Annotated in this window: 24 protein-coding genes; 13 read left to right on the top strand and 11 right to left on the bottom strand. The window is 40.4% G+C overall.

Annotation, left to right across the window (positions count from 1 at the left end; genetic code table 11):
* The first annotated feature begins 277 nt into the window (after nt 1-277).
* The 7 genes from MSI_RS05965 to MSI_RS05935 all read left to right on the top strand — a co-directional run bounded on the left by MSI_RS05965 (nt 278) and on the right by MSI_RS05935 (nt 8,153).
* Nucleotides 278-637, top strand: coding sequence for a hypothetical protein (locus tag MSI_RS05965; RefSeq protein WP_039924390.1), 360 nt, complete (start codon nt 278-280; stop codon nt 635-637).
* A gap of 9 nt (nt 638-646) precedes the next feature.
* Nucleotides 647-2,383, top strand: coding sequence for a lipopolysaccharide assembly protein LapB (locus MSI_RS05960; protein ID WP_192807741.1), 1,737 nt, complete (start codon nt 647-649; stop codon nt 2,381-2,383).
* 76 nt (nt 2,384-2,459) lie between these two features.
* Nucleotides 2,460-2,897 (top strand): preprotein translocase subunit YajC, encoded by a 438-nt coding sequence (gene yajC, locus MSI_RS05955; protein ID WP_009104717.1) that lies wholly within the window; start codon nt 2,460-2,462, stop codon nt 2,895-2,897.
* A 4-nt stretch (nt 2,898-2,901) separates the two neighbouring features.
* Entirely contained in the window at nt 2,902-4,650 is a 1,749-nt protein-coding gene (gene secD, locus MSI_RS05950) for a protein translocase subunit SecD (protein WP_009104714.1), read from the top strand.
* On the top strand, nt 4,647-5,861 hold the full coding sequence (secF, locus tag MSI_RS05945; protein WP_009104711.1) for a protein translocase subunit SecF: 1,215 nt from the start codon (nt 4,647-4,649) through the stop codon (nt 5,859-5,861). Before secD ends, secF begins: the two co-directional genes overlap by 4 nt.
* A gap of 70 nt (nt 5,862-5,931) precedes the next feature.
* A complete protein-coding gene (ispH, locus tag MSI_RS05940) occupies nt 5,932-6,774 on the top strand; it encodes a 4-hydroxy-3-methylbut-2-enyl diphosphate reductase (RefSeq protein ID WP_009104709.1) in 843 nt (280 codons plus the stop codon).
* A 125-nt stretch (nt 6,775-6,899) separates the two neighbouring features.
* A complete protein-coding gene (locus MSI_RS05935) occupies nt 6,900-8,153 on the top strand; it encodes a galactokinase family protein (protein WP_039924383.1) in 1,254 nt (417 codons plus the stop codon).
* A gap of 69 nt (nt 8,154-8,222) precedes the next feature.
* Here the strand turns inward: MSI_RS05935 and MSI_RS05930 are convergent, their stop codons facing one another.
* Nucleotides 8,223-9,689, bottom strand: coding sequence for a nicotinate phosphoribosyltransferase (locus MSI_RS05930; protein ID WP_009104705.1), 1,467 nt, complete (start codon nt 9,687-9,689; stop codon nt 8,223-8,225).
* Between the two features lie 134 nt (nt 9,690-9,823).
* Entirely contained in the window at nt 9,824-10,612 is a 789-nt protein-coding gene (locus MSI_RS05925) for an SDR family oxidoreductase (protein ID WP_009104703.1), read from the bottom strand.
* Between the two features lie 46 nt (nt 10,613-10,658).
* Here MSI_RS05925 and MSI_RS05920 point away from each other — a divergent pair, with 46 nt between their 5' ends.
* From MSI_RS05920 to MSI_RS05910, 3 genes are all read left to right on the top strand, one after another.
* Complete coding sequence (locus tag MSI_RS05920; RefSeq protein WP_009104701.1) at nt 10,659-11,861, top strand: glycoside hydrolase family 3 N-terminal domain-containing protein; 1,203 nt, start codon at nt 10,659-10,661, stop codon at nt 11,859-11,861.
* Between the two features lie 3 nt (nt 11,862-11,864).
* On the top strand, nt 11,865-12,722 hold the full coding sequence (locus tag MSI_RS05915; RefSeq protein WP_009104699.1) for an RNA methyltransferase: 858 nt from the start codon (nt 11,865-11,867) through the stop codon (nt 12,720-12,722).
* A 66-nt stretch (nt 12,723-12,788) separates the two neighbouring features.
* On the top strand, nt 12,789-14,039 hold the full coding sequence (locus MSI_RS05910; RefSeq protein WP_009104697.1) for an HD domain-containing phosphohydrolase: 1,251 nt from the start codon (nt 12,789-12,791) through the stop codon (nt 14,037-14,039).
* A gap of 1 nt (nt 14,040) precedes the next feature.
* On the opposite strand, the gene MSI_RS05905 is transcribed toward MSI_RS05910, so the two are convergent.
* Genes MSI_RS05905 through infC form a run of 6 tightly spaced genes read right to left on the bottom strand, consistent with a single transcriptional unit; the run spans nt 14,041 to nt 16,547 of the window.
* The gene (locus MSI_RS05905) at nt 14,041-14,499 is read right to left on the bottom strand and encodes a DUF188 domain-containing protein (RefSeq protein WP_009104695.1); all 459 of its coding nucleotides are present in this window, start codon (nt 14,497-14,499) and stop codon (nt 14,041-14,043) included.
* A gap of 1 nt (nt 14,500) precedes the next feature.
* Nucleotides 14,501-14,812, bottom strand: coding sequence for a cell division protein ZapA (zapA, locus tag MSI_RS05900; RefSeq protein WP_009104693.1), 312 nt, complete (start codon nt 14,810-14,812; stop codon nt 14,501-14,503).
* Nucleotides 14,812-15,405, bottom strand: coding sequence for a cell division protein ZapB (gene zapB / locus MSI_RS13900; protein WP_009104690.1), 594 nt, complete (start codon nt 15,403-15,405; stop codon nt 14,812-14,814). Before zapB ends, zapA begins: the two co-directional genes overlap by 1 nt.
* A gap of 18 nt (nt 15,406-15,423) precedes the next feature.
* Nucleotides 15,424-15,783 carry a 50S ribosomal protein L20 gene (rplT, locus tag MSI_RS05890; protein WP_009104689.1) on the bottom strand — a complete coding sequence of 120 codons (360 nt, stop codon included), beginning with the start codon at nt 15,781-15,783 and terminating at the stop codon, nt 15,424-15,426.
* A gap of 12 nt (nt 15,784-15,795) precedes the next feature.
* Nucleotides 15,796-15,996, bottom strand: a complete 201-nt coding sequence (rpmI, locus tag MSI_RS05885; protein WP_009104687.1) for a 50S ribosomal protein L35 — start codon at nt 15,994-15,996, stop codon at nt 15,796-15,798.
* A gap of 11 nt (nt 15,997-16,007) precedes the next feature.
* Nucleotides 16,008-16,547, bottom strand: coding sequence for a translation initiation factor IF-3 (infC, locus tag MSI_RS05880; RefSeq protein ID WP_009104686.1), 540 nt, complete (start codon nt 16,545-16,547; stop codon nt 16,008-16,010).
* Between the two features lie 151 nt (nt 16,548-16,698).
* On the opposite strand from infC, the gene MSI_RS05875 reads away from it, so the two are divergent.
* Together MSI_RS05875 and MSI_RS05870 are read left to right on the top strand one after the other, a co-directional pair.
* Nucleotides 16,699-16,884 carry a hypothetical protein gene (locus MSI_RS05875; RefSeq protein WP_009104684.1) on the top strand — a complete coding sequence of 62 codons (186 nt, stop codon included), beginning with the start codon at nt 16,699-16,701 and terminating at the stop codon, nt 16,882-16,884.
* A complete protein-coding gene (locus tag MSI_RS05870; protein ID WP_009104682.1) occupies nt 16,877-17,686 on the top strand; it encodes a methyltransferase domain-containing protein in 810 nt (269 codons plus the stop codon). Before MSI_RS05875 ends, MSI_RS05870 begins: the two co-directional genes overlap by 8 nt.
* Here MSI_RS05870 and sppA read toward each other — a convergent pair whose 3' ends face one another.
* The gene (gene sppA / locus MSI_RS05865) at nt 17,687-18,703 is read right to left on the bottom strand and encodes a signal peptide peptidase SppA (RefSeq protein WP_009104680.1); all 1,017 of its coding nucleotides are present in this window, start codon (nt 18,701-18,703) and stop codon (nt 17,687-17,689) included.
* Nucleotides 18,696-19,439, bottom strand: coding sequence for a DUF975 family protein (locus MSI_RS05860; protein WP_009104678.1), 744 nt, complete (start codon nt 19,437-19,439; stop codon nt 18,696-18,698). The genes sppA and MSI_RS05860 overlap by 8 nt, the downstream gene beginning before the upstream one ends.
* Nucleotides 19,440-19,529: 90 nt before the next feature.
* On the opposite strand from MSI_RS05860, the gene MSI_RS05855 reads away from it, so the two are divergent.
* Nucleotides 19,530-19,829, top strand: coding sequence for an STAS domain-containing protein (locus MSI_RS05855; protein ID WP_009104675.1), 300 nt, complete (start codon nt 19,530-19,532; stop codon nt 19,827-19,829).
* On the opposite strand, the gene MSI_RS05850 is transcribed toward MSI_RS05855, so the two are convergent.
* On the bottom strand, nt 19,822-20,424 hold the full coding sequence (locus tag MSI_RS05850; protein WP_009104673.1) for a CYTH domain-containing protein: 603 nt from the start codon (nt 20,422-20,424) through the stop codon (nt 19,822-19,824). The two genes, MSI_RS05855 and MSI_RS05850, sit on opposite strands and share 8 nt — an antisense overlap.
* Nucleotides 20,425-20,431 lie beyond the last annotated feature (7 nt).

Here is a 20,431-nt window from a genome sequence, read left to right as displayed (position 1 = left end):
AGAGCGTGTAATGTTAATCAAATAATTCCTCCAGAGACCGCTAAAAATCAACGACCTCTTTTGTTACTAATCACCCCACCTCAATGACTTTTTGATATTTTTATTATATCTCAGCTTCTAACAGAATGATAGAGAAGAATTTCTCTTCCTTCTTTTTCTTTTCTGTCAGACAGTAATCGGTGGAATTGTAGTATTTTTTACCTTCAAAAAAACACGAAGACCCTATCAGCTTTTTTCGGGGCTTCTAATCTGTACTTACGGCCTGATCTCAATTCTTTTGGTTTTAATTTCGGCCATAAGTTTTTCTACAATCTGGCCTCTTTACGGTTTTTGTCCGGGAGTCAGTCTTATAGGTGTCAGCTGCTTTAAGTATAAAAAGGTTCGCCTGAATTACGGAATTCCAGGCTTTATCCTTATCCTGATGTCTATTTATTACTTTTTATTTTCTTTTAACATTATAAAAACTTCATTCCATACTGCAAGTTATTTTGCGGCTCCTGTTTTAATAGTTGGAATTCTTGTGATTTTTGTCCTTTATTATTTTTTACAAAAGCGTCACAAAGAACTTGTTTGGAAGAGAGATGATTCTGATGATTTAACCTCAGAAGAATTTCCTTTTCCTGATGATGATTTATAAAGCGATTAAGTGAAGAGTGGATTCTGCTTTAAAAAACTCGTTATTCTCGTAACAGCGGTGTCTTATTTTGTCGTGCCGCCAGCTTTTTCTGCAAAAAAGAAAAAGGATAAGAGTCCTGCATCCACTGCCTATTCGGGAGCTGAAAGTGTAAAGCTTCCTTCTGCAAAAAGAACCTATTTTTATAAAATTGATAATGAAGTTGTCTCTGGAGTTGAAAACGGTTCTCCTCAGGCTCTTAAAAAGGCTGTTCAAACCCTTCACCATGCAAACGGGGAATATGCCGAAAATGAACGCGTCCTTATAGAAATTGCAACTCAAATCATGCAGCTTGCCTGGCCTTCTCAGAAAATCACCTGGGATCCTGTTGAAGTTCCAGCTGATAATCTTTACCTTGGTGCCATTGATTCTGCCCGCAAGGGAATTTTTGATTCCTCTACCGGAAAATCTGATTTTTTGAGCATCCTTCTTCCTGCCCTTGTAATCTTAAGTCCTTCTGTTACCCAGGATTCCTATGACTTATGCGAGCAGGCCTGTAAGGAAGCCCTTTCCTATAATTCCTCTTCTGTACTTGCTTCTTATCTTCTTGGAATTACTTATTCTAAAAAGTCTGATTATCAGAATGCAGGACAATATTTAAAAAAAGCCTGGGAAACTTCTGATTTTTCTAAGGAAATTGCAATTGCCTATGCCCGTGTTCTTCTTCATTTTGAAGATTATGCCGGGGCAGAAAAAATTCTTGCATCTTTTGATCAGGGCTCTGACGCAAACGATATCGATGTACTCCGCCTGAATGCCTATGTTTCTTTTGCAAAAAAAGACCTGGCTATGGCTGAACAGTATGTTGCCCGCGTCCTTCAGCAGACCCCTAACAACCTTGAGTTCGTACTTTTTCGCGCAAAAATCTTAATAGAAAAAAAAGACTTTATCCATGCAGTGTCCCTTCTTGATATGTATGCAAAGCAGAACGATACTTCAATCGACTATCTGGTTCTGCGTGCAAAGGTACAGCTTGACTGGAGTAAAAATACAAGTACCGCAACTCAGACGGTAGAACGCGCCCTTCAGCTTTATCCTGATAATACAGAGGCTCTTATGCTGGCGGCCCGTATTTCTTCTGAAACCGATGCTCCTGTTGCCGGAAAATATGCAGATGAGCTTTGTGCAAAAATCCTTGCTTCTGAGCCGGACAATACCTATGCAATGCGCTATGCACTTTCGGGGCTTATTCAGCGCGAAAACTGGCAGGCAGCCTACGAAATTGCTTCAAAGCTTGCAAGCCTTCCTAATCCTGGGGCAGACATAATTAAAAATTACGTTGAAGTCTGCATCAAGCTGCGCCGTAAAAGCGAAGCCTTTGATTTTGCAAAGAAAATGCAGCTGCAGTATCCTAACGACGAAGAAGTTTTACAGGCTTATGTGCTTGCCTACTGCGAAAACGGAAACCGTGATATCGTCTTAAAATACATTAATTCACTTCTGGACTCTTCCTCTTCAAAGATGAAAAGTTATCTATATTACCGCAGAAGTTTTCTCCAGCTTACAGAGGATGCAGTTCTCGCAGACCTCCGTTCTTCCCTGATTTCTAACCCGCGTAACAGCGATGCCCTTTTCCGCCTTTACGAAGTGTATTATGGAAAGAATGATTACCGCAAGGCTCAGTATTACCTGCGTCAGGTAGTTGCAATAAAACCTAACGATTCTTCAATCCGCCGCCTGAATGAGGCCCTTACTCAGTTGATAAAATAGCCCATAAATGATATTTTTATTATCTGATTACAATTGTCAAAATTGGGTCATATTTTAAAAATTTAGGATGGGACATATGTCATTCGTTTCATTGCTTCAGGCAGCAGGAACTGCAGGAAGTGCTTCAACAACAGGTGCTTTAACTGGCACTCTCTTACCATTTTTATTAATCATCGTTATCTTCTATTTCTTCTTGATTCGTCCACAGAACAAGAAACAGAAAGAAACTGAAAAAATGCTCGCAGCATTGAAAAAGGGTGATAAGGTAATCACAATTGGTGGTATTCACGGAACAATCTCTTCTGTAAAAGAAAAGACTGTAATTGTAAAAGTTGACGAAAACGTAAAACTTGAATTCAACCGCTCTGCAATTTCTAGTGTAGAAAAAACTGATGCTGAAAAAGCAGCAGAAGCCGATGCAAAGGCAGCAAAAAAGGTAAAAAATCTTCAGAAACAGCAGAAGCTCCTGCAGCAGCTGAAAACTCTGAAGAAAATAAATAATTGGGGAAAATAAAAAAATGAACAAACGATCACGTTTACTACTCCTGCTTGTAGTACTTGCTCTTTGTTTTGTTTTCCTTTGGCCATCTATCAGCTGGTATGGAAGAACTCCAAAAGAAGTTCAGGCACTGGCTCTTGGTTCAACAGAAAACATCAAAGACTTTGCAACTGCAAAAGCTGGTGAAGATGTAACTGCAATCAAAGCACTTGCATCAAAAGATTCTTCAGCAAAACTTGGTGAAGAATACTCTTGGCTGGAAAAAGACGCAGCTAAGAAATATAAGTTGTTGGATCAGAAAGTTCCGTCAGAAATGACTGTAATTGATGTTCTTTCTGCCTATGATTCAGAACTTGAATTTATGAATGTAATTCAGGCACGCTACCGCGACAGAATTCTTAAAGCTAAGTCTTACTATGAAAACTCTGTAAAACTTGGTCTTGACCTTTCTGGTGGTATGAACGTTATCGTTCGCGCTGACCTTGATGCAGCTGTAGAAGCAACTGGTATTGAGAACATTCACCAGCCTGTAGCTGATTTCAAAAAAGAAGCAATGGCTAATGCTATTGAAAACCTTACAAGCCGTATCGACAAATTCGGTCTTACTTCTCCTACTGTTCGCCAGCAGGGTGAAGACCGCATCTATATCGAAATCCCAGGTGCTGCTCAGGCAGACACAATCACAACTTTGATTATGGGTAAAGGTCTTTTGAACTTCCGTCTGGTTGATTCAGAAGCTACTCAGGCTTTCAAAACTTACTATTATCAGCATCCAACTTCTACTTTCAACGCTGTTGGCGAATTGATGGATAAATCTATCATTCCTGAAGACTGCGAAGTATTTGGTGAATATACAAAAGATGCTTACGGTCTTGATGAACGCTATGACTACGTTGTAGTAAAGAAGGAAATTGCTCTTGAAGGTAAGCATATTAAATCTGCAGAAGTTCGCGCAGACACAATCACAAATCAGCCTGAAGTTGCCTTCATGCTTGATGACGAAGGTGCAAAGATTTTCGCTGACTTCACAGGTGCTCACGTAGGACAGAACCTTGCAATCGTAAGCGACAACAAAGTTAAATCAAACGCAACAATTAAAACTGCAATTACAGGCGGAAGCGTTTCTTTGAGCGGTGGTTTCAGCTATGACGAAGCAAACAACATTAAAAAAGTTTTGCAGTCTGCATGGCTTGAAGTTCCTCTTGAAGTAGAAAGCCAGCAGGTAATCGGCGCAAGCCTTGGTGAGCAGGCTATCCATCAGGGTATCTTTGCTATCTGTCTTGGTCTTGGCTTGATCCTTATCTTCCTTCTTTTGTTCTACCACATGTCAGGTATCAACGCAGTTGTTGCTCAGGTATTGAACCTTTACATCATGTTCTCGGTTCTTTCTGCTTTCAATTTGACACTTACACTTTCTTCTATTGCCGGTATGATTCTTACAATCGGTATGGCAGTAGATGCTAACGTACTTATTTTTGAACGCATTAAAGAGGAATTGCGCCAGGGTAAATCTCGCGTTGCTGCAATTTCTATCGGTTTTGACAATGCCTTCTGGGCAATTATGGACTCTAACATCACAACCTTTATCGCCGCTATCTTCCTTTCTCAGTTAGGAACTGGTGCTATTCAGGGATTTGCAGTTTCACTTGCAATTGGTGTTGTTTCTTCTGTATTTACAGCATTGTTTGTATCACGCCTTATGTTCGACTTCGATACAGATGTGCTCCATGCAAAGAAAGTAAGTATCGGCTGGGGGATTAAACAATGAGAAGATTAAATTTTAATAAAGGTTTTATTCCTTGTGCAGTTTTGAGCATTATCGTAATTGTTTTTGGAATTGCCGGTTTTATTACAAAGGGAATTAACTTTGGTATCGACTTTAAACCTGGTCTTATTGAAGAGGTTCGCGTTGCTCCTCCTGTTGCTGAAGTTACATATAACGGTTCTGCAAAGGTTGCTATGGAACTCAGCGCTGGACAGCTTGACCTGGTAATTTCTGGTCTTGGTGCTGTAAACGAAACTCGTTCTTTCAACTTTGCTGAATTCACAACTGTAGAAGCTCTTGCAAACGAAATGAACAAGGTTAATGGTGTAAAGGTTGCTGTTAAAAATGCTTCTTTCCCATCAACAAAGCTCTTTTTGAACTCTGCTGCTACTAACCAGCTTACAAACTCTGTTTTGTACATTTATCCTGCAGGAACATCTGAAATTACAACTGATGATGTTCGTTCTGCTTTGTCAGATCTTCAGGGTATTGATGTAAAACAGCTTGGTCAGGGTGCAGATGCAAGCTATCAGATCCGTATGGGAACTTCTGAAGGTTCTTCTCAGAATGATATGCAGGAAGCTGTAAATCAGCATCTTTATGCTGCATTCAATCAATCAAATGTTGCAATCGTAAAAACTGACTTCATCGGTTCAAGCATGTCTTCTTCAATTGCTTACAAATCACTTTTGATGTTTGTTCTTACAGTTGCTTTGATCTGGATTTATGCTGCAGTTCGCTTCCACTGGGACTTTGCCCTTGGTTCTGTAATTGCCCTTATCCACGATACTTTGATTATGATTACTTTCATCGTATGGACTCAGATGGAGTTTACAACTACTGTTCTGGCTGCTGTTCTTACAATTATCGGTTACTCTATCAACGCTACAGTCGTTATCCTTGACCGTATCCGTTATAACCTTACTTACATGAATGACGTAAAATCCTTTACACCGATTTTGAACCAGTCACTTTCTGACACTCTTGTACGCTCAATTTTGACAACTGTAACAACTTTGTTTGCAGTAGTTTCATTGTACGTATTCACAACTGGAAGCATTAAAGACTTCTCTTTGGCTTTGATTGTTGGTTTGCTCAGTGGTATGTACTCTTCTATCTTTATTTCAAGCGGATTCATTCAGCTCTTCCGCCGCACCTGGCGCCCAGAGTTCGGTGTTCACCATTCGCTTAAAAACGTAAAGGCTGATGAGTAATCGTCTGATTTCGTAATTAAAAGTGCAGAAGATGTTTCTTCTGCACTTTTTTTTTGCTATAATCCTTTTTATGGAAGTAATAAGAGCCAGTGTTTTAGGATTTTGTTTTGGCGTCCGCCGCGCTGTAGAATATGCAGAAAAGGCGCTGGAAGATTACAGCGGAAAAAAGGTTTATTCCCTGGGGCCGCTCATTCATAACGAAATTGTATTACAGAATCTTAAAAACAAGGGGCTGGAAATACTTTCAGAAGACCAGCTGGAAAAGGTTGAAGCAAAAAGCGTGGTAATAATCAGGGCTCACGGAGTTTCTCCGGATGTAACAAATGCTCTGGAAGATAAGGACTGCGTCATAATTAACGCCACCTGCCCCCGCGTAAATGCCAATCAGATTACAGTGCAGAAGGCTTCTTCAAAAGGTAAAACAATCATTCTTACCGGTGACAGTAATCACGGGGAAGTAAAGGGCGTTGCAGGTTATGCCCAGGGAAAATTCATCCTTTTACAGAATGAAAAGGATGCCCAGGCCCTTAAAGAAGATGATGGAGAGGCAATTTTATTGAGTCAGACAACCTTCAGTCCTGTTCAGTTTGAAAAAATCTCTCAGATTGTAGGGCAGAAATATAAAAACCTTAAAATAAACAATACCATCTGCCCGGCAACAAAAGAGCGTCAGGATTCTTTGATAGATTTATGCTCCCGTGTTGACGGGGTTCTTGTTATCGGCGGAAAAAACAGCGCAAATACAATAAGACTTTTTCAGACTGCAGAAAAAAACTGCCCTCATGCGGCCCATATTCAGAGTGCAGAAGAAATCCCACAGGAATTTTTTGCCTTTGAAAGGGTAGGTATTACTGCCGGTGCTTCAACTCCTGATGTAATTATTGAACAGGTAGAAAAAGCATTAACAAAATAATTTTCTCAATATAATCCCCTTTTCTTACTAATTTTATTATGGAAAAGCGCAAAATAGCACTTATAATAGAATATGTAAGACTCATAGCGGGGCCAATCCGGCTCGCTTACACAGGAGAAAAAATTATGACACCATCAAAAAAAGCATTGGAAAATATTTACGGAAATTCAACTGAATCAGAAGCTCGTTTTGAAAAGCTTTCTTCACTTTTTACTAAATCATTTGGTTCAGACAAAATGGAGTTTTTTACTGCTCCTGGACGTACAGAAGTAATTGGAAACCACACAGATCACAACGGCGGTAAAGTAATTGCAGGAAGTATTACTCTTGATACAATTGGTGCTGCATATCCTAACGGCACAGACGAAATCCACATTCTTAGCGAAGGCTTTGATGAAGTTGTAAAATTTAACATTAAGGATGCTGATAAAGTTCCAAAGTGTCAGGGCAGTCTTTCTTTGGTTGCCGGAATGGTAAAGGCAATTCAGAACTTTGGCCACAAGGTTGGAGGCTTCAATCTTTATACTTCAACAACAGTAATTGCAAGTGCCGGCGTAAGCTCTTCTGCTGCCTTTGAAATGCTGGTTTGTTCTGTAATCAACTACTTCTTTAATGACAATAAACTCAGTATTGTTGATTATGCAAAAATCGGACAGAGTGCAGAAAACGTTTTCTGGTGCAAGGCTTCAGGGCTTATGGATCAGATGGCTTGTGCAGCAGGCGGAGCAATCAAGCTTGATTTTTCTAAGAGCTTTAATAACGGTACTGTAGAATATGAAAAAATCGACTTGGACTTCAAAAAATATGGTTATGACATTGTAATCGTAAACACAGGAAAAGGTCATGCAGACTTGAGCGCTGAATATTCAAGCGTTCCTGGCGAAATGCGTGAAGTAGCAAAAGAGCTTGGTGTAAAAAATCTCTGCGAATCAAGTGTTGAAAAGCTGCTTGAAAAAACACCGGAACTTATCGGAAAACTTAATAACGACCGTGCCCTTCTTCGTGCCTTCCACTTCTTTAATGAAACTTCCCGAGTAGAGCAGATGGCAGAAGCAATTACAAAAGATGACGGCGAAAAGATTTTGAAGCTGGTTGATGCTTCTGGCCGTTCTTCATTTGAACTTTTGCAAAACTGCTATGTAAACGCTCATCCTGAAGAGCAGAAGATTTCTCTCTGTCTTGCCCTTACTACTCAGTTTATCAACAAAATTGGAAAGGGTGTTTGCCGTGTTCACGGAGGCGGTTTTGCCGGCGTAATTATGGCAATTCTTCCAAGCGAAAGCGTTCAGGAATATATTAAATATATGGGCAAGTTTGTTGGGGAAAAGAACGTATATCTTATGAACATCCGCAAAGTTGGCGCTGCTCATATAGAATAAAATAGTTTTTTTACCAGGTAATGAAAAAGGCTCTTGCTTTTGCAAGAGCCTTTATTTTTATCACTTCTTTTATCTGTCTAAATTTTTATTGATGAAATCAAGTTTCAAATCTTTAAGCTGCTCTGTAATAGAAACCTTGTAGATATGAGGGTTCAGGATGCGCTTGTAAGAAGCGTCCAGAGTTTCCAGCTGGCTCTGCATTGTTGTACGGCTGATCTGAAGCTGCTCGCTGTCTGGAAGACGTGGTGAAAGACGTTTTCCGTTTTCAATTCTCTTTTTCAAAAGTGGTTCAACCTTAGATGCCTTGAAGGTAAACTGTCTGTAATCAACCATAGGGTGATAGAAGCGGTATTCTTTTCCGGCTTCAAGAGTTTCGCCTTCAAGTGCAAGAATATCAGCTGCTGCCATTCCGTTTTCATCATAAAGACGGAAGATATTCTTAATGCCAGGGTTAGTAGTTTTTGCAGGGTTATCGCTGAACTTCATGGCAGGAGTCATCTGGTCTGTATCTTTATCGTGGCGGGCACTGAGCTTATAAACACCAGTAAATGAAGATTCATTTCCACCAGTAACCATGTGAGTACCAACACCCCATGAATTGATTGGAGCGCCGCGGGCAACCAGAGTAGAAATAATCTCTTCTGTAAGTTCGTTAGAAACGCTGATTTTTGCCTGTGGATAGCCTGCGCGGTCAAGTTCCTTGCGTACTTCGCGGGTAAGGTAGTCGATATCACCTGAGTCAAGGCGTACACCAAAGTTATAGCCTTTTTCTACAAGCTCGCCACCAGCGATGATGGCATTTTTAATACCGCTCTTAAGGGTATCGTAAGTATCAATAAGGAAAACAGAGTTCTGTGGATAAATTTTTGCATATTCGCGGAAGGCTTCAAGCTCAGAAGAGTGGCTCATAATCCATGAGTGAGCCATAGTTCCCATAACAGGAATACCGTAAAGCTTTCCGGCCAGGGTGTTGGAAGTTCCTGCTGCACCACCAATGTAAGAGGCACGTGTAGCGCTCATAGCTCCGTCAGGTCCCTGGGCACGGCGAAGACCGAATTCCATAATAGGTGCTTTTTTAGAAGCCAGCCAGATGCGGGCAGTTTTTGTTGCAATAAGGCTCTGGAAGTTTACATGGTTCAAAACAAGGCCTTCAATAATCTGTGCTTCAATAAGGTTTGCATGAATGCGGACAAGCGGTTCCTGAGGGAAAATTACAGTTCCTTCATCCATAGTGTAAAGGTCGCCTGTAAAGTGGAAGTCCTTGAGGAAATCAAGGAAGCCTTCTTCAAAAATCTTCTGGCTTCTAAGGTATTCAATATCAGCCTCGCTGAAGCGGAAAGAAGTAAGGGCATCCATTAAAGTTTCGTTTCCTGCAAGAACAGAAAAACCGCCGTTAAAAGGGTTTCTGCGGAAGAACATATCAAACACAACCATCTGGTTCATGTTTGCCTTCCAGTAGCCCTGAGCCATTGTAAGCTCATAAAAGTCTGTGAAAAGCGCGCTGTTGATTGTGCTGTTCTCAATCGGTTCGTTCATAAAAAATCTCCAAAAATCTTTATTTATAAAATGATAAAGGGATTTTTTCGAGTCAGCGTCCAGCATCTGTCCGCAGTCTGCAGGTCCCATTTCTTCTATAATATCAAATTTCGGATTTTTTGGGAATGAGGGGGCTAGTGTGGGCGCTTGTTGTATTTGTAGGTAAGTTCAGCTACCAGATACCTTCCAACAAAGCGGCTCATAAAAGCGGTTAAACGCCATTTTGCAAAGGCAAGGGCTGTATGGCGGCCGGCAAGGGCTTTTTTTATGCAGTGGGAAACTGTTTTTTCGCAGGAACGTCCGCCTTTTACTTCTTTACGGACTCCGTTTGAAGCTACGTTTGCAAACTCTGTGCTTACGCTTCCAGGACAGAGGGCAGTTACGCTTATTCCGCGAGGTTTAAGTTCGGCGGCTAAGGCCAGACTGAAGCTTAAAACATAGGCTTTTGTAGCGGCATAAACTGCAAAGTTTCCCAGCGGCATATAGGCTGCAAGGCTTGCTGTATTTATTATAAGACTGTCTTTTTTCATGTAGGGAAGGGCGTAGCCGCAGATTCCAGTAAGGGAAGTGCAGTTTAAATCTATCATCTGCATTTCGCGTTCAACAGGGGTTTCTTCAAAAGGACCGTAGGTTCCAAAACCGGCATTGTTTACCAGGACTTTTAATTCTGCATCGGAAGGAAAGTTTGCTTTAAGATACGTGCCAAAGGCTTCTGCACCTTTTGAACCTGTCAGATCGAGTGCTATAGGGATAATACTTACTTTATCATCATTCTTTTCTATCTGGGCTTTTAATTCTTCAAGGCGGTCACTTCTGCGGGCGATAATCCAGAGCTGATCACAAATCATTTTTTTTGCCAGCTGACGGGCAAATTCTGCTCCCATTCCGGAGCTGGCACCTGTTATAATTCCGATTTTCTTCATAGCTTCGATTATATTATTTTTACAAAAAATACGGTATAATCATAATATGAAAAAAATAATATTTGCTGTCCTTGCCGCACTTTTTTTTATTTCCTGCACATCAAAAACAGAAAAACTTCAGTCCAAGAAAGAAAAACTGACCCGTCTGAATGCAGCGGCTCTTTATAAAGATTATATATTTCCAAAAACAAAAACTGCAGAAATTGAACTTGAAAACTACATAAAAAATCTTCCTCTGGAACGAAAAATTGCCCAGCTTTTTATTGAAAACCTGGAAGGAAACAAAACTTTCCGCTCTTATGAAAGCTTTGGTGACGTGACCGGAAAAAAGGATGATACCCCTATGGTTGCCGGCGGCTATCTTTTCTTTTCATATAATTTGAGTGATACGGTGGAAGAAACTGCCTCTTATGTTGCTTCAATCAGAATTTATACGGCTCAGAAGGGGCAGATTCAGCCATTTCTTGCAATTGACCAGGAAGGCGGCTGGGTAAACCGGCTTAAAAAACTGACAGGAAAACTGCCTTCTCAGGAAGAGGTTACAAAAAATTATGATATTGCCGGCGCTTATGATTTATATGCTAGGCAGGCTGAAAAAATGGCTGAAATCGGCTTTAATATGAACCTGGCACCGGTAATTGAAGTTTGCACAGATGATAACCGCGAATTTCTTGATGGCCGCAGCTTTGGAGATGCCTTGCAGACTTCTGCCTACGGAATTGCCTGTGTAAATGCCTACGAAAATAAGGGAATTGCAAGTGTAATCAAGCATTTCCCGGGAAATACGAATACTGACCCTCATACAGGGCTTCCTGAAATCACTTTGCCAGAAGAAGAATTGAAAAAGCTTATCCTTCCTTTTAAAAAGGTCTGTCAGCATGAGCCGGCCGGTGTGCTTATGAGTCATGCCCGTACTTCTGCCAGAGATGAAAAAACTCCTGCCTGCCTTTCGAAAGTCTGGGTAACAGATGTGCTTCGTAATGAATACGGCTACCAGGGCATTATTTTTTCTGATGATATTTTTATGGGCGCCCTTGCAGATAACGGTTTTCCTCCTGAAAAGGCTGCTGTACTTGCAATTGAAGCAGGTGTAGACTGCATCATGACATCTGAAAAACGCTTTGCAAAACAGGCAAGACTTATCTATAAAAAAGCTCTGGAAGATCCTGCCTTTACTTCCCGAATTGACCAGTCTGTAAAACGCATTTTACAATATAAAATAAAAGCCGGGCTTTTTAATCTGGAGTAGGGAATGGGAAAAAAATCATCTGAAAAACCTGAAAAACTTTCTGGAGCTGAAGGCTTTAATAAGTATTACGGTCAGCTTTACGGCCAGCGCTGGGAAGCATTGAAAGCGGCTTTTGAAAAAGAAAATCAGCCTGTGGAATATAAAATTCCCGGGGCTGAAAAATCTTATTTTCTGGATTCTGCCAGTGTTCTTGCGGCCTTATGTCTTCCGCTGAAAGGTGGGGAAAATATATTAGATTTGTGCGCAGCACCCGGCGGAAAAACTCTTGTCCTTGCCAGCCGCATGGATGCTGATGCTAAACTTTCTTCCAATGAGCGTTCCCCGGAGCGAAAACACCGCCTTTCGGTGGTTGTAGATACCTGTCTTCCTACTGAAATCAGCGAGCGGGTTCAGACTTCCTGCTCAGACGGTTCTACCTGGTGTACCCGTCAGACACAATGTTTTGACCGTATTCTGCTTGATGCTCCCTGTTCTTCTGAACGCCATGTTTACAATGACCCGAAATATCTTAAAGACTGGTCTCTTTCCCGCATAAAAACTGTTACTACAGAACAGTGGGCTCTTTTATCTTCTGCCTACCGCCTGTTACAGCCTGAGGGAATTCTTTTGTATTCTACCTGTGCCCTTTGCCCTCAGGAAAATGACGAAATGATAGAAAGGCTTTATAAAAAGTTCAATAAAGATGGTGCTGCCTTTGAGCTTTTGAATCCAGCTCCAGACCTTTCAGAAATTGAAGGCTTTACAAAAATTACTCTTCCTGAGTATGAAAAAACAAAGTATGGCTATCAGATTCTGCCCGACCTTTCCGGCGGTGCGGGGCCTATTTATTTTTCAATAATAAAAAAACTTAAATCGCTTTAAAATATTTCTTATTCCTTATATAATTGTTTTTCGTAAAAGAATTGATTTAATGTAAGGAGAACTATATTGGCAACTTCACCAAAAAAAGTAAAAAGCCGTCTTGAACAGATAGTTGAAATTGCTCGAAGCCTGTCAGAAATTCAGGATATTGATATCCTCCTTGAGCGTATCCTTACAGAAACCCGTCGTATTGTAAATGCAGATGCGGGTTCTATTTATGTCGTAGAGGGTACAAACCTTAAAATTAAATACGGTCAGAATGATACCCAGCTTAAACTGCTTGCACCTGGTGAAAAGCTTCCATACACATATTTCTCTTTCCCAATTAATGAAACTTCTATTTCGGGCTATGTTGCAAAAACTCAGCGTCCTTTAAATATTGAAGATGCTTATAGCATTCCAGCTGATGCGCCTTATCACTTTAATAATGATACTGACGTAAAAACAAATTATCGTACCCGTTCTGTTTATACCTTCCCTCTTAAAATAAAGGGTGGTTCTCTTCTTGGTGTAATTCAGATTATCAATGCAAAGGATGAAGAAGGAAATATTATTTCATTCTCTGATGAAGCAGAGCTTTTGATTTCTCACTTTGCTACAAGTGCCGTTCAGGTTTTGCAGCGTGCTTATCTTACCAGCAGCATGGTAAAACGAATGCTGAAGATGGCTGAGTTCCGCGACCCTAAAGAAACTTATCCTCATGTTGAGCGAGTTTCTTCCTTCTCTCTGGAAATTTATGACCGCTATGCTTTTAACCATGGCATTCCATATGATGAACAGGAAAAATACCGCGACCTTTTGAAAATTGGTGCAAAATTCCATGATGTAGGTAAGGTTGGTATTTCTGATATCATCTTAAAAAAGGTTTATCCTCGTTTTACAGAAGAAGAGCGTAATATCATGAAGGGACATACCTGCATTGGTGCCCAGCTTTTTGATCCTGCAGAAAGTGATCTTGATATTATCTGCCGCGATATTGCCCTTCATCATCATGACCGCTGGGATGGCGGAGATTCCGGTTATCCTGGAAAAATTAATTTAAATGATTTTTCAATTAAAGATGGTCTTCTTCCTAAGTCAGAAGTTCTGCAGGGTTCTGAGATTCCTCTCGCTGCCCGCATAGTTGCCGTTGCAGATGTTTTTGATGCCTTGAGTCATAAACGCTGCTATAAAGATTCCTGGTCTGTAGAAGATTCTTTTAATGAGATTTATAACAGTGCAGGTTCTCACTTTGATCCTGAAGTAGTAGAAGCCTTCTCTCAGATCAAAGACCGTATCTGTTCTATTATTGACGCTATTCCTGATGCAGACGACTAATCTACTTAGATAAGGATAAAAGTTTATTTAAAACGCGGTCAAAGCAGTTGGCAAATTTTTCAAAATCCTTTTTGCTGTAGCCGTCTTTTGTCCGCTTTACAACGCCTGCTTCAAATAAGGCAAAATCAAAATCCCTGTCAGAAAGTAAATCTTTAATATTTTCTTTTGTGAAGGAGGTTCCGCGGTCGTTGATTGCAGCAATTCCTTTTTCTACAAGTCTGTCTGCAAAAATTATATCTCTGGTAATTACAAGGTCGTTATCTTTTACGTGTTCAAAAATGTAATTGTCTGCTGCGTCCTTTTCCGCCTGGCAGATTATCATTTCAAATCCTTCCAGTTCGCAGGGGATATTTTTATTTGCAACAAAAAAGACTTTTATTCCCTGTTTTGCAGCTATTTTTACTGTATGATTTCTTACGAGAGTAGGGCAGGAATCTGCGTCAATCCAGATTTGAATCAAATTAAAGTACCTTAGAGATTTTTTCTATCATGTCCAGAGTATGACGTTCAATATCATTGCTCTGAAGAATAACATCCGGATCAAGGTTTCCGGCTTCCATAGCAATTTTATTCTGTTTTTCTTTATATACTTCATCGCAGAGCATAATACCTGCAAGAATTGCTGTCTGGAGAGGTGTTTTTAATGATGTGATTTTCTGTGCATCTTCAGCAACGCGGTTATAATATGAAAGAAGTTTCTGCAAATATTCGTCGTCGCCGTTTGCCTGAATTGTAAATGAGGTTCCTAATGTATTGATGTGAAGTTTGCCCATTAGAAAATATCGAATCCCAAGTTATCTGGATTTTCTTCTTCAATTTCTTCTTCTGCAGGTTCTGCTGTTGTCTGGTTTGAAGTTACTGGAGAAGGAGCTTCGTTCATTGTAAAAAAGTTGTCCTGAACAGGCTGTGCTGGCTGATAAGGTTTTTCCTGAGTAACGGCTGCCTGTGGCTGCTGAGGTTGTGAAAAGTTCTGTGCTGGCTGTGGTGTAACTGGTGTCTGTGCCTGTGGAACTGGCTGAACAGGTTTCTGTACTGGTGTTTGAATTGTCTGCTGTGTAACAGGCTTCTGAACCTGTGCTGTAGGCTGTAAGTTAGCCTGAATGTTAGAAGCAGCCTGACCGTTTGTAACCTTTAAGACTGTATTTTCAATCTGATTCAAACGGTCAAGTGCTTTTAAGATTCCACTTTCGATCTGGCTCTGATCTGTCTCAAAAGAAGAAAGCTGCTCCGACTTGCTTGAAAGCGCATTTGTGAGCTCTGAACATTTACTGCGCAGAGCATCGTTTTCAGCCTGTAACTGTTGTATTTTAGCAACAGCACTTTCTACCTTTTGTTCAAGAAGCATTACCTGATCAAGTGAAATCATATCTTATCCTTAAAACGACTATGCTTTAAGAGCTTTTTTAGCAGCTTCTACAACTGCTTTGAAAGCTGCTGGATCTTCAATAGCCATATTAGAAAGAGCCTTGCGGTTCAATTTAATACCAGCTTTGTTACATCCATCAATAAAACGTGAGTATGAAAGACCTTCTTCACGAACTGCAGCGTTGATACGTGCAATCCACAAAGCGCGGAATTCATGTTTCTTATCACGGCGGTCTACATAAGCGTGGTTCAATGCTTTTGTTACAGCATCTTTAGCAGCTTTGTAGTTTGATTTTCTGTCGCCAATGAAACCTTTAGCAAGTTTCAAAATCTTTACACGGCGATTCTTTCTTTTTGTTCCGTCTATTGCTCTTGACATTTTCTACCTCGATTAAGCGTATGGAAGCATCTGCTTTCTGATTTTCTTTGCATCTGCTTCAGCAACATAACCTGCTGCTCTAAGATTTCTCTTACGTTTCTGTGATCTCTTAGTCAAGATATGACGAAGATTCTGCTTCTTGTGCTTTACTTTGCCAGTGCCTGTTAAAGAATAACGTTTTGCAGCTGACTTCTTTGTCTTCATTTTAGGCATTTTGTAACCCCTTATTTTGCGGCTTTTGCTGAAATTGTCATTGACATGTTTCTGCCGTCCATTGCAGCAGGCTTTTCAATGTTATACGCCGAGGTAAGTCGCTTTAGCACCTCATTCATTACTTCAAAGCCGAGTTCGGTATGTGCAAGTTCGCGTCCGCGGAAACGGATTGTAACTTTTACCTTATCGCCCTCGTCAAGGAATTCCTGAATATGTTTGGCCTTAGTATCAAGATCTCCAGAGCCAATTTTTGGCTGCATACGGATTTCCTTCAACTTTAATACCTTCTGATTTTTCTTGGAATCTCGGAGCTTTTTTTCCTGTTCAAATCGGTATTTGCCATAGTCAAGTATTTTACATACCGGCGGATTGGCATTTGGTGAAACTTCAACAAGGTCAAGGTCTTTGTCCCTAGCCATATTGAGAGCCTGATTAGTCGGAACGATTCCGAGCTGGTTGCCCTCATCATCGATAAGTCGAACCTCACGAACACGAATCATTTCATTGATTCTCTGTCCTTTGTTGCTGTTGTTTGCATTTGTGTATGCCAATTATCCTCCTAGGTGTTAATGCAGAAGAGTGGTAATGGAAGCCCTCTTTTGCAAAGTAAAACACTTTCTACATATAACGTATTCTAATAATATATAGGATTTTGGCCCACTGTGTCTAGATTCAAAACGGTCTTTTTAGTACATTTGATGCATGGCAGAATTTGTTTCAAGCTTTGCAACAGGTTTTGAAGACCTTGTTGCCGCTGATTTTCCCCAGGCTGTAAAGGGTGTAAAAATAATAAAGGTTTACGACGGTTTTGTACATTACCGTTTTGACGGAAATTCCCGTGATTTAGAAAAAGTGATTTATTTCAACAACACTTTTTTTTGTGATTAAGACTTTTAAAAATGCAAACTTTAAGCTGATGGTAAACGCCGTTGCCCAGCAGAAGCATTATTATCTTATTAATAAGGGAACTTTCCGCGTTCGTTTTATTCAGGAAAATCAGTTCGCAAAGGTTGATAAGGCCCTTGCCCGCCGTGCGGAAGAAAGTGTTCTTGCAAACTCTAAGCTTTCTCTTGACCGCCTGAGTCCTTCTACAGAAATCTGGTATTCTATCCGCCGGGACGGCTTTTCTTTTTGCGGAGAACTGATTGCCAAGCGTGAATTTACAGAAAAAAATCTGAATAAAGGGGAGCTGCGTCCTGAAGTTGCCTATTTAATGGGCATTTTTGCAGAATTAAAACCAGATATGGTACTTGCAGACCCTTTTGCAGGCTACGGTTCTATTCCTGTTCAGCTTATAAAAAAGTTTAAGCCTTCAAAGCTTTATGTCAGCGACATCAGTAAAGAGCAGGTTGAGCTTATAGCCGCCAAAAAGCAGATGGCTGATGAACGGGTAGACCTTCGCCTGGCAGATGCCTTTGAGTTAAAGCATATTTCAGATGTAGAAGTGGATTGTGTTATTACAGATCCGCCCTGGGGCTTTTACGAAGATATCGGGGATATCAAAATCTTCTATAATAAGATGTTTGATTCTCTTTTGCGCATTGTAAAAGCTGACGGAAAGCTTGTAATTTTATCTGCCCGTAAGGAAGAACTTGAAGCTAGCGTTGCAGAAAAAGGGCTTAAAATACAAAAAAGCCTTCATACCCTTATTAATGGCAAGAAGGCTTCTTTATATCTGATTACTAGATAGTTACTGAAGATAAATATACATAGGGCCGTCGCTCATCTGGTTTATTTCCTTCATGGCTTTTGCAGGAATACCCAGCTGGGCTGCTGCCTGATTTGTAAATAAATCAGAAATCTGGCCTGTAATATAGTCGCGGATATTCTGCTTCTTTTCCTTTCTGTAGCTTTCAATTTTAATGCCAGGTTTTTCCAGCACTTTTTCCGTAAAGTTAGCAAGGCAGTTTTCCCAGGAATCAACATGGTCAATCAGCTTGTTTTCAAGTGCCTGGCGGGCAGTGTAAATGCGGCCGTCTGCAAGAGTTCTTACTTCAGCAAGCGGCATCTGGCGGCTGGTAGAAACAATTGAAGTGAACTGGTCGTAGCATTCATCACAGATAGACTGCATTATATCAAGCTGCTCCTGGGTGTAGGCTTCTGTCATGTGGCCCATAGCCTTGTTTTTGCCGGAATGAATTATTGCTGTGCGGATTCCCTTTTCTTTAAGCAGGCTTGAAATATCAACAAACTGAGCAGAAATTACACCGATTGAACCTGTGAGGGTGTTGCGGTTTGCCCAGATTTCATTAGCGGCACAGGCAATGTAGTAGCCGCCAGAAGCTGCCATGCTTCCCATGTAGGCATAAACCTTTTTGCCAGAGGTTTTATAATCCTGAAGAGCCAGATAAACTTCATCAGCCTGATAAACTGCTCCGCCCGGAGTTTCAAGAAAGAGGACAATGCCCTGATTTCTTTTGTCGTTTTTAAGCTGTTTAATGGTTGAAAGCAGCCATTTCTGGTTGTAATTCTGATTTTCTTCCTGAATAACGCCTTCTATATAAATAGCCGCAACATATTCAGATTTGTAGCCTTTAATTTCCTCTTTATCATAATTTCCGTCCAGCACAATCTGATTTGCTTTGTTTGAAGTGGAAATTTTAACTGAAGAACCTTTATTGTTTCGAAGGCTTAAGCCTGTTACTCCGATAATTACTGCAATTAAAATGGCAAAAATTATAATTCCAGATTTTGTATCTTTATTCATATTGAGCCTCTGTTTTCTGTAAATCTTCAGGTTTAAGCTTTCCTGTTTCCAGCGCTTCTTTCATCATAGCATGGTATGCATTAACAAAAGTGAGCTTCATATATGGAAAAAGAACGATAAAGCCAAGTCCTGCCGGAATTGCTGCAAGAATAGCCCAGCCGAGGAAGCTTAAGTACATTACAAATAAATCTGCCTTGTGGCCGTGTGTAATGATTTTAGAAATGCGGAGGGCTTTTGTTACAGAAACAGATTTATATTCAGCAACGATAAACATTATCTGTGAGTAGGAGATAGCCTTTATGATTCCAGGAATGAAGAAAAGAAGCAGCCAGAAGAAAATCCAGATGTCCTTCCAGAGTTCAGCAAAAACCGCGCGAAGCCAGTTATTCATTCCATCAAAAAAATCAGAAAGGTGGACTGGTTCAGGGGAACGGCTCATTTTAAGGTAAACACAGATTCCTGCCATTTCAAAAATTGCAGCTACTGCAAGCTGAATGTAAGTAAGCAGGGTTGATGTATTTGATTCAGATACCAGATTTACGGCAATAGAAAAGGAGTGGGAATCCGAAAAATCAAGATCCCAAAGTTCCGGAATTGTTCTGTAGGTTTCTACAAATTCAGGAATTGAAAATATAAGCATAACAAGACCTGTGATGATTGTGATAAGCACAGGAATCTTCCATCGGCCGTGTAACTGCTGGCGGGCAAAGTATTTGTATTTTTTTCTGTCAAACATGGGGCATACCTCTTAAAAAATAATTATAAACCATAAATATAAATCCTACAATGTTTGCACTGATTGCTCTGATTGTGGTAATATAGCCCTATGACTATTACAAAAAATATCGAAAATGACGGAAAAAAGGCCCTTTTGATTCTTGAAGGCCGTATTGATACTGTTACATCTGCGGACCTGGAAAAAGCAATTGCGGAATGTTCTGCTGCCAGTGAAATAGTATTGGATTTTGCAAAGGTTGATTATATTTCGTCTGCCGGACTTAGAGTTGTTCTTGCAACACACAAAGCATTTTCAGCTAAGGACGGTCTTTCACTGATTAACGTGTGCGACGCAATCCTCAGCATTTTTGAAGTTACAGGCTTTAAAGATATTATCAATATTAAATAGATTTCAGCATATCGCGGTAGTAGCGGCTTTCAATCATATCCTTTGAAATGCCGCAATCCGTAAAAATTTCTTCTATAATATTTTTGCATTTTTTGACAGTTTCTTCGTCATTCTGCTTTTTGATGATTTCGATTTCCAGAAAATCTCCCAGCGGCGGAACTTCGCACAGTTCTACGTGGGCTGTCTCCCCGCCTTTAGAAAGCTCCCACTGTTCTACTGATTTTGATTTATGAAGGTCTATTTTTCCGCCCAGATCAGAAAATAAAATTTCCAGAGGAGCGGCATTTTCAAAAGTAATTTCGTTTTCTTCGTTTACTTCAATTTCGGTACCGTCTTCATTTTTTTTGATTTCTTTCCTTTTGTAAGTCATGTAGCAGGTGGAAGAGGTTTTCCAGTCCAGACTTAGGGTTTCCTTTCTGATTCTTGCAGAAATAAAATTGCGGCCGTCCGGGGCAGTCTTTCCCTGCGGTAGTTCAAAATGATAGTAATCATCTTCTTTTTCTGTGTGACCAAGATAAGTTCCTGTCTGATTAAGTTTTTCTATAACTTGACTGCGATTTTTTACGTGAGCCTTTAATTCAATTTCATAATTCATAAAAAAA

This window comes from Treponema sp. JC4 (assembly GCF_000260795.1).
Classification (GTDB): domain Bacteria; phylum Spirochaetota; class Spirochaetia; order Treponematales; family Treponemataceae; genus Treponema_D.
The sequence above is the reverse complement of the archived record's forward strand: the minus strand, read 5'-3'. Positions and strand labels throughout refer to the sequence as shown.

Excerpts from the sequence above, each read along its gene's own strand:
- MSI_RS05875 (WP_009104684.1), top strand. The coding sequence starts at position 16,699 with ATGGCAGAATTTGTTTCAAGCTTTGCAACAGGTTTTGAAGACCTTGTT.
- rpmI (WP_009104687.1), bottom strand. The coding sequence starts at position 15,996 with ATGCCTAAAATGAAGACAAAGAAGTCAGCTGCAAAACGTTATTCTTTA.
- zapB (WP_009104690.1), bottom strand. The coding sequence starts at position 15,405 with ATGATTTCACTTGATCAGGTAATGCTTCTTGAACAAAAGGTAGAAAGT.
- MSI_RS05860 (WP_009104678.1), bottom strand. The coding sequence starts at position 19,439 with ATGTTTGACAGAAAAAAATACAAATACTTTGCCCGCCAGCAGTTACAC.
- rplT (WP_009104689.1), bottom strand. The coding sequence starts at position 15,783 with ATGTCAAGAGCAATAGACGGAACAAAAAGAAAGAATCGCCGTGTAAAG.
- ispH (WP_009104709.1), top strand. The coding sequence starts at position 5,932 with ATGGAAGTAATAAGAGCCAGTGTTTTAGGATTTTGTTTTGGCGTCCGC.
- zapA (WP_009104693.1), bottom strand. The coding sequence starts at position 14,812 with ATGGGCAAACTTCACATCAATACATTAGGAACCTCATTTACAATTCAG.
- MSI_RS05920 (WP_009104701.1), top strand. The coding sequence starts at position 10,659 with ATGAAAAAAATAATATTTGCTGTCCTTGCCGCACTTTTTTTTATTTCC.
- secF (WP_009104711.1), top strand. The coding sequence starts at position 4,647 with ATGAGAAGATTAAATTTTAATAAAGGTTTTATTCCTTGTGCAGTTTTG.
- MSI_RS05850 (WP_009104673.1), bottom strand. The coding sequence starts at position 20,424 with ATGAATTATGAAATTGAATTAAAGGCTCACGTAAAAAATCGCAGTCAA.
- MSI_RS05915 (WP_009104699.1), top strand. The coding sequence starts at position 11,865 with ATGGGAAAAAAATCATCTGAAAAACCTGAAAAACTTTCTGGAGCTGAA.
- MSI_RS05925 (WP_009104703.1), bottom strand. The coding sequence starts at position 10,612 with ATGAAGAAAATCGGAATTATAACAGGTGCCAGCTCCGGAATGGGAGCA.
- sppA (WP_009104680.1), bottom strand. The coding sequence starts at position 18,703 with ATGAATAAAGATACAAAATCTGGAATTATAATTTTTGCCATTTTAATT.
- MSI_RS05930 (WP_009104705.1), bottom strand. The coding sequence starts at position 9,689 with ATGAACGAACCGATTGAGAACAGCACAATCAACAGCGCGCTTTTCACA.
- secD (WP_009104714.1), top strand. The coding sequence starts at position 2,902 with ATGAACAAACGATCACGTTTACTACTCCTGCTTGTAGTACTTGCTCTT.
- MSI_RS05855 (WP_009104675.1), top strand. The coding sequence starts at position 19,530 with ATGACTATTACAAAAAATATCGAAAATGACGGAAAAAAGGCCCTTTTG.
- yajC (WP_009104717.1), top strand. The coding sequence starts at position 2,460 with ATGTCATTCGTTTCATTGCTTCAGGCAGCAGGAACTGCAGGAAGTGCT.
- MSI_RS05935 (WP_039924383.1), top strand. The coding sequence starts at position 6,900 with ATGACACCATCAAAAAAAGCATTGGAAAATATTTACGGAAATTCAACT.